Genomic DNA, 7,200 nt, shown 5'->3' on the forward strand with positions numbered 1-7,200 from the left:
ATATTTATCACTCTCTCTTAGGGATGAAGCCATTCCTTCGACCAATTGAAGTTACTCATCAGATGAACGCCATAGGAGGATAGAGTGTTAACACATATAGATCAAAATAATATGCCTTCAATGGTTGATGTTTCAAGTAAGGAGTCTTCAGTTAGAGTTGCTGTTGCTCAAAGTACGATTAAGCTTCCTGAGAGTATGCGAGAGTACTTTGTAGGAGAGGACTTTGTATTAAAGAAAGGACCTGTGTTTCAAACAGCTATAATTGCTGCAACTATGGCCGTTAAAAAAACACATGAAGCAATTCCTATGTGTCACCAGGTTCCAATTGAGAGCTGTAAAGTAAATATTCAAACAGACTCTTCTTTAAAGGTAACTGTTGAGTGCCGTGTAAAGACAAGCTATAAGACAGGAATAGAGATGGAGGCTCTTCATGGGGCAATGGTTGGCTGTCTTACTATATATGATATGTGCAAAGCTGTTTCCCATGACATGGTAATAGGGGAGACAAAACTTCTCTTCAAATCTGGCGGGAAGAGTCTTGTGCTAAATAGACCTCTGAGAGGACTGATTTTAACAGGTGGTAGAAGTGAGAGGATGAAGAGCGATAAGGCACTCATCGAGTATCATGGAACTGCTCATGCAAAATATATTAAAAACATTTTAGACGAATTTTGCGACGAGGTCTTTCTCTCAGCTAGAGAGTCTCAGTGGGAAGGTACTACACTGAGTGATATTCCAACTATTGTTGATAGCGGTGAAAGTAAGGGTCCTGCAACTGGAATTCTCTCTGCCTTAGAGAAGTTTCCAGATTCTAATTGGATAGTAGTGGCATGTGATCTTGCCTATTTCAATCGAGATACTGTCGTAAAATTAATAGAGAACTATAGTGAGTTAAACGTAGCAACTGCCTTTAAAAATAAAGAGAAAGGGTTTGCTGAACCACTGTGTACTCTTTATACACCAAAAGCATATGAGGTCTTTAAGAAGGCCCAGGACGAAGATATTAAATGTCCTGTCAAAATATTAAAAAATGAAAGTGTTCTAACTCTAGAGCAAGTTGGGACTATTAACTTAGCTAATATAAATACAGTTGAAGAGTTAAATGAGGTGAGACCTTGAAAAATATTTCAATTCAATACTTTGCCATGTTGAGAGAGAAATCTGGAAAAACTAACGAAGAGTATCAGACAAATTCAGCTACATATGCTGAACTCTATAGTGAACTTAGTCATCAATATGGTTTTGACTTACCTCTTTCGATGATTCAAGTTGCAGTTAATGATGAATACTCTACTGTTGATAAGAATATTGCAGAAGGCGATAGAGTCGTCTTTATACCACCAGTTGCTGGAGGTTAGTTATGTTTAAGATATCTTCTGATGTTATTGACCGTAGCTTACATATTTCAAATATCTTAAATATTCATGCCGGTGCATTAGTTACCTTCGAGGGATGGGTTCGAGATCATAATGAGGGAAAGAAAGTTTCCTCTTTAGAGTACCAAGTCTACGAAGAACTAGCGACTCTTGAAGGGAAAAAGATCCTAAAAGAAGCAAAAGAGAAGTTTAACTTACATCATATTGAGTGCGTCCACCGCTATGGACACTTGTCTCTTGGAGATACGGCCATCTGGATAGGTGCAACTGCAACTCATAGAGATGATGCTTATAAAGCATCTCGATATGTCATAGATGAGATTAAGTTTAGATTACCAATTTGGAAGAAAGAGCACTATGTCGAAGATGAGTCGAAATGGGTTTTCTGTAAAGATCATCACACTCATGTTCACTTTGATGAAGAAGATTATTACAAGAAGCAAGATAAGCTCGTTGATCAAAATAAGTTAAAAGACTCTAAGGCCTTAGTCATTGGAGCTGGAGGTCTTGGCTGCCCTGTTCTCCAATCCCTCGCTGCGGCCGGAGTTGGTGAGATTGAAATTGTTGACTTTGATACTATCTCAATTGGAAATATCCATAGACAGTTTCTCTATTCTCCAGAAGTTGTAGGGGAGAAAAAATCTGTTATTGCAGCAAACCTCCTACAAAACTTGAATCCTTTTATAAAGGTTATATCTACCGACTTATATATTGATGAGTCTAATGTAGTCGATTTAACCCGAAACAGAGATATCGTTTTAGATTGCTCGGATAACCTTGCGACTAAATTCTTATTACATGACGCTTGCTTTAAGAATAAAGTTCCATTGATATCTGCGAGCATTTATAAGTATGAAGGTCAAATTAGAACCTTCATTCCAGGAGGAGATTACGGTTGTCTAAGATGCAACTATGAATCAACTCCTAGTGACTCTCAGATTGGTAATTGTAATGATTTTGGTGTCCTTGGAAGCAGTGTGGCCGTTATAGGTAGTCTTCAGGCGAGCGAAGCAATACTTTTGTTAAATGAAGATTACAACAATACTTCTTCTCAAACTCTACTATTAGACCTAAAGCGCCTAACTCAAATGAAGCTTAACAATATAAAGAAAGAACACTGCCAAACTTGTGCTGGTGAGGTAGTTCTTGAATCTGATGATCTTGAGGTCTCTCTCTGTGAAGTTGATAACCTCTCCGTAGAGCTTATCGATATTAGAGATAGGGAAGACTCCGATGTTGAAAATCTTCTGGTTAAGAATAAAAAAACAGTCCTCTATTGTCATAGAGGGATTAGATCTAAGCAATTAGTAATCTCCTTAAGAGATAGAGGGGTTCAAAATATCTATTCTCTTAAGGGCGGAGCTAGATCTCTATAGTTTCTTATATCTCTCTCTAACGACTTGAAGCTTATTGTAACTCTCTATAAGCCTTAGATGTTTATCAATACCTTCAAGTTTATTATTTGTTTCTGGAAGACCAAAGAATTTTTCCTTTCCTTGAATTGTGTTTATAGCGTCAGCTACGGTCTGCTCACCAAACATTAAAGTAAGGTTTTCGATATAGTCAGAAAACTCTAAGTCATCTTCTATTGCAATATCTAAAGTAATATTTAGAACTTGGTAGAACTTCTTTCTTTCAGGAGTATATTCGTTAAATTGATTTAGAACTTCAACACTCATTTTAGCTTCTTCAAGATTTCCTATTGCTAGGTTAATCATTGCTTTAAGCTCTCCAACTACAAGCATTCCCCAGGTAGAGACTTCATCAAAGGCTACACCAATTAGCTCTGGCACAGGAAGGTGGTCATCAAGTTCGTACTCTTCAAGTTCATTTAAAAGGTCTACTAGCTCTTCATTAGTTAATCTATGAAGATTTAATATACTCTCTCTAAAGACAATTCCTTTGTTGTTATTATCCCATACGAGATCTTCTGGCATATAGATTTCAGAGTACTCAGGCACTAATATTCTACAGGCCTTAGCTCCTAATTCTTCATAGTCAGCTATGTAAACTTCTTTACCCATATCTTCTAAGATATCCATAAGATAATTATATTCTTGCTCAGTTGTTCCTGTGAAATCCCAATCACTAAATTCATAGTCTGACTTTGAACTAAAGAATTTCCAAGAGACTACTCCTGTAGAGTCAATGAAATGATCTACAATATTATTGTGCTCTTTCACTGCAAATTCGTTGAAAGTCGGCAGAGCAATATCGTTCATTCCCTCAAAACTTCTTCCTTGTAATAGTTCTGTAAGACTTCTCTCTAGCGCTACTTCAAACTTAGGATGTCCTCCAAAAGAAGCGAAAACTCCACCAGTTCTAGGATTCATTAGAGTGACACACATTACAGGAAACTTACCACCAAGTGATGCATCCTTAACAAGGATTGGAAAACCTTGCTCTTCTAGTTTTTTGATTCCTTCTACAATTGTTGGGAATTTATTTAATACTTCTTTAGGTACGTCTGGAAGAGACATTTCTTCAAGAATAATTTGTGCCTTCACTGCACGTTCAAATATCTCAGATAAGCACTGAACTCTTGCTTCATAAATTGTATTTCCAGCGCTCATACCATTAGAAACAAATAAGTTACCAATTAGGTTTACTGGAATATATACAGTTTCTTTATCTGAGTTACGTGTAAATGGAATAGCACATATTCCACGTTCTTTATTTCCAGAGTTTGTATCTATTAGGTGATATGGTTTTAATTCTCCGTCAACATCATATGCATTAAGAAGATTTTCATCCATCAGACCTATTGGCATTACCCCATCTGGTCGAAGCTTAAACCACTTCTCATCTGGATAATGAGCAAAGTTCGCGTTTGCTACTCCTTCTCCGAGATAGTAATCATTGTAAAAATAATTATTACTAATTCTTTCAAGATACTCACCAAGAGCAGAGCATAGTGCAGAGTCTTTAGTTGAACCTTTTCCATTTGTGTAACAAATAGGAGAGTCAGCATCTCTTATGTGTACTGACCAAACATGAGGTACAGGATTTCTCCATGAAGCAATCTCAATATTAATTCCAAGATCTTTTAATAGACCTGTCATATTTTCTATAGTTTCTTCTAAAGAGCAGTCTTTTCCTATAATCATTGTCTGAGTACCAGGATCAGACTCTGTTTCATATTCTAGACCTGCGTCTGAACTAAGAGAGTCAGTAACTTCAATTTTAAAATCTATTTCATTTTGAATGACTCGCTTTACTGTACAGCGATCCATTGAGCGAATAATTCCTTCCCTGTCTTTGTCGGAAATTGAAGGAGGCAGCTCTGCCTGAATGACAAATGATTGTTTATATCTGTTTTCTGGATCAACAATATTTTGCTGACTAATTCTTATATCTTCAGTAGGGATATCTCTCGCTTTACAGTAGACTTTTACAAAGTATGCCGCACACATTGCAGAGGACGCTAAGAAGTAATCAAATGGCCCAGGTGCTAGTCCATCGCCTTTGTATCTAACTGGTTGGTCAGAAATGATTTTATAGTCATCAAAGCTAGCTTCGAGTTTTAAGTTGTCGAGATATATTACATTTACTTTCATGTTATTGATATAACAGCAAGTTAGTACAAAGAATAGGGTTTATATTGAAAGATAGTGATCTATGAATTGTTTACACTTTAGCCCAGAGGTTATGTGAACAATTGGTATAGATTCTAGAAAGATTCTATACCAATTCTATTATAAATTACTTATTACAGCTTTTTAGAAGTTCTTGATACTCATTCTTTAAGTTAGTTAGTTCTTCTTTTGTTATAAAGCCGTAGTCATATTGTTTTTTTGCAAAGCTGTACTTGTCTTTTTTTAGGCCAATTCTTGTTCCACAAAGCTGCTTAGACGTCATTTCTTTATCTAGGTTACATTCAATTGTTTTTGCTAGGTCAATTGCACTTGCAAACCCGTGGTTATACTCACTTATCTTCAAATCAACACTTTCACATGCGTATGATGAATTTATTATTAGAACTGAGGTAAGAGCTATTAAGCTTTTTATGAAATTCATTGAATTTTCCCTGTTAGATATTAATTTTTGATGTCTCAATTTAATGAATTTATATTACTTAGCAATAACTGTGAATAGTTTATATAGTCTCCTTTGAATCTATATGTTTTATTCACTGTAATTTCTGCATCATTATCCATCGAAATATGAATATATGGTAGATTCACCTTCTTTGGAGATTCTATGATTAAAAAGATTTTACTTACGTTAAGTGTGATGACTACTACTCTTGCTGGAACTTGTCCCGACTCTTTAGAGTCTATAGATAGTGGGTGGAAGACAGTATTTAAATGTTCTGGGGATTCTCTTATTAGTTCCAAAGAGATTCATTTAAAAAGTGGAAGTATTACGAGAAGAAGAACTTTCAATAGTGAAGGTCATGTGATCTCAACAGACTCATGGAATGTCGAAGGAATACATACATATTCTGGTAAGCTTACGTACTTTACTAATGGAACATTTCTAAAAGAATCATTTGTTACAAGAGGTGAGAATAAAGGAAAGATAAAAGAGCGTACCCTGAATGAAGGAAGCTCAATACTAAAATCATGGATAATATCAGGTTCAACTTTTAAGCAACAGGCAATTGAACATTACAAAAGTGGAGCCGAGAAGCCTTACCGAATAGATGTTCTAAGTGCTGATGGAGAAGTTCTTAAGTACTATCTGGTTAAGTATAATATGGCCGCACCTATGGCCAACCTTGTTAGTGAATTTAAGGCCTATACTCCTAACGGAGTTCTTATTGGAAAGTACAATGAAAATCTTCCTTTTGATGTTATTGATCAAATTAAGAATTCTAACCTAAGTATTGAAGAAATCAAAAGACGCATTGATGTTTTTAACAACAAGGATAGAGAGCCAGTTGTTATTATTGATACTGGTTTTGATATAATGCATCCTTCTCTCACTCATAAACTTTATAACTCACCATATGATATCCCTGGAGATGGTATAGATAATGATGGAAACGGAAGAGTCGATGATTCATGGGGTTGGCACAGACAAGATGATGCAGGCCTTAGTCTTCTAATTGATAGTAGAAATATTAGAGAGACACACTCTCTTGTTCATACGCCTTACCCTGTATCACATGGGACACATGTGGCGTCACTTGCGCTCAAAGATCTTGATAGTTATGGGCTAGTTGGTTTTGCTGGAGATGTAGCTATTTCTGATCATTTAATGAATGCTGGTACATTTATTAAAAATAAAAATGTTAAGTTTGTTAATATGAGTTTTGCTCTAGGCTCACCTGGAGCAATGTTGTCAGCACCAAGAGATTCATTTTATTTTCTTGAAGGTATGATCAAAGAAAACTCGGATACATTATTTGTTGTTGCTTCTGGTAACGGTCGTAAGGCGCTAGATTTAGACCTAAGGGGAAATTCTAATTATCCGGCAAGCTATGAATATTCAAACATGATTAAAGTTGGGGCCTTAAATACAGCTAGTTTAGATCCTAGTAAGTATGAAGAGTATAAGCCAGCTAGTTTTTCAAAATATGGAAAAAGAGTCGTACAAGTATTTGCTCCAGGTCAACAGGTTGTATCGGCACAGTCTGGTGGTGGAACTATAGCTTTAAATGGTACATCTATGGCCGCACCTTTTGTACTAAACGCTTTACTAAAGGCACATGAGTTAAATAAATCACTATCAACAGACCAGCTTAAAAATATACTTTTAAATACTGTCTATATTCCTAAGTCTGGTAGATTACCTTGTGAAAGTGGTGGTTTTGTACAACCAGATAAAATGTTGGAAGTTATCAAACTTATAAACTCTCAAGATCTTACAGTCGATACGG

General features: G+C 36.0%; 6 protein-coding genes. 4 read left to right on the forward strand and 2 right to left on the reverse strand.

Annotated features, from left to right (window positions below; translation table 11 throughout):
- Nucleotides 1–84: 84 nt before the first annotated feature.
- Genes moaC through ABX784_RS14335 form a run of 3 tightly spaced genes read left to right on the forward strand, consistent with a single transcriptional unit; the run spans nt 85 to nt 2,752 of the window.
- Nucleotides 85–1,119, forward strand: coding sequence for a cyclic pyranopterin monophosphate synthase MoaC (moaC, locus tag ABX784_RS14325; protein ID WP_372655744.1), 1,035 nt, complete (start codon nt 85–87; stop codon nt 1,117–1,119).
- Nucleotides 1,116–1,358 carry a MoaD/ThiS family protein gene (locus ABX784_RS14330; protein WP_372655745.1) on the forward strand — a complete coding sequence of 81 codons (243 nt, stop codon included), beginning with the start codon at nt 1,116–1,118 and terminating at the stop codon, nt 1,356–1,358. Before moaC ends, ABX784_RS14330 begins: the two co-directional genes overlap by 4 nt.
- Nucleotides 1,359–1,360: 2 nt before the next feature.
- Nucleotides 1,361–2,752, forward strand: coding sequence for a ThiF family adenylyltransferase (locus ABX784_RS14335; RefSeq protein WP_372655746.1), 1,392 nt, complete (start codon nt 1,361–1,363; stop codon nt 2,750–2,752).
- Here ABX784_RS14335 and ABX784_RS14340 read toward each other — a convergent pair.
- Together ABX784_RS14340 and ABX784_RS14345 are read right to left on the reverse strand one after the other, a co-directional pair.
- On the reverse strand, nt 2,747–4,933 hold the full coding sequence (locus tag ABX784_RS14340; RefSeq protein WP_372655747.1) for an OsmC domain/YcaO domain-containing protein: 2,187 nt from the start codon (nt 4,931–4,933) through the stop codon (nt 2,747–2,749). The two genes, ABX784_RS14335 and ABX784_RS14340, sit on opposite strands and share 6 nt — an antisense overlap.
- Nucleotides 4,934–5,078: 145 nt before the next feature.
- Nucleotides 5,079–5,393 (reverse strand): hypothetical protein, encoded by a 315-nt coding sequence (locus ABX784_RS14345; protein ID WP_372655748.1) that lies wholly within the window; start codon nt 5,391–5,393, stop codon nt 5,079–5,081.
- Between the two features lie 183 nt (nt 5,394–5,576).
- On the opposite strand from ABX784_RS14345, the gene ABX784_RS14350 reads away from it, so the two are divergent.
- A partial coding sequence (locus ABX784_RS14350) for a S8 family serine peptidase (protein ID WP_372655749.1) occupies nt 5,577–7,200 on the forward strand: 1,624 nt, incomplete at its 3' end.

Source organism: Halobacteriovorax sp., assembly GCF_041587335.1.
Lineage (GTDB): Bacteria > Bdellovibrionota > Bacteriovoracia > Bacteriovoracales > Bacteriovoracaceae > Halobacteriovorax.

Coding starts and splice junctions, on each gene's coding strand:
- ABX784_RS14340 (WP_372655747.1), bottom strand. CDS start 4,933: ATGAAAGTAAATGTAATATATCTCGACAACTTAAAACTCGAAGCTAGC.
- ABX784_RS14335 (WP_372655746.1), top strand. CDS start 1,361: ATGTTTAAGATATCTTCTGATGTTATTGACCGTAGCTTACATATTTCA.
- ABX784_RS14345 (WP_372655748.1), bottom strand. CDS start 5,393: ATGAATTTCATAAAAAGCTTAATAGCTCTTACCTCAGTTCTAATAATA.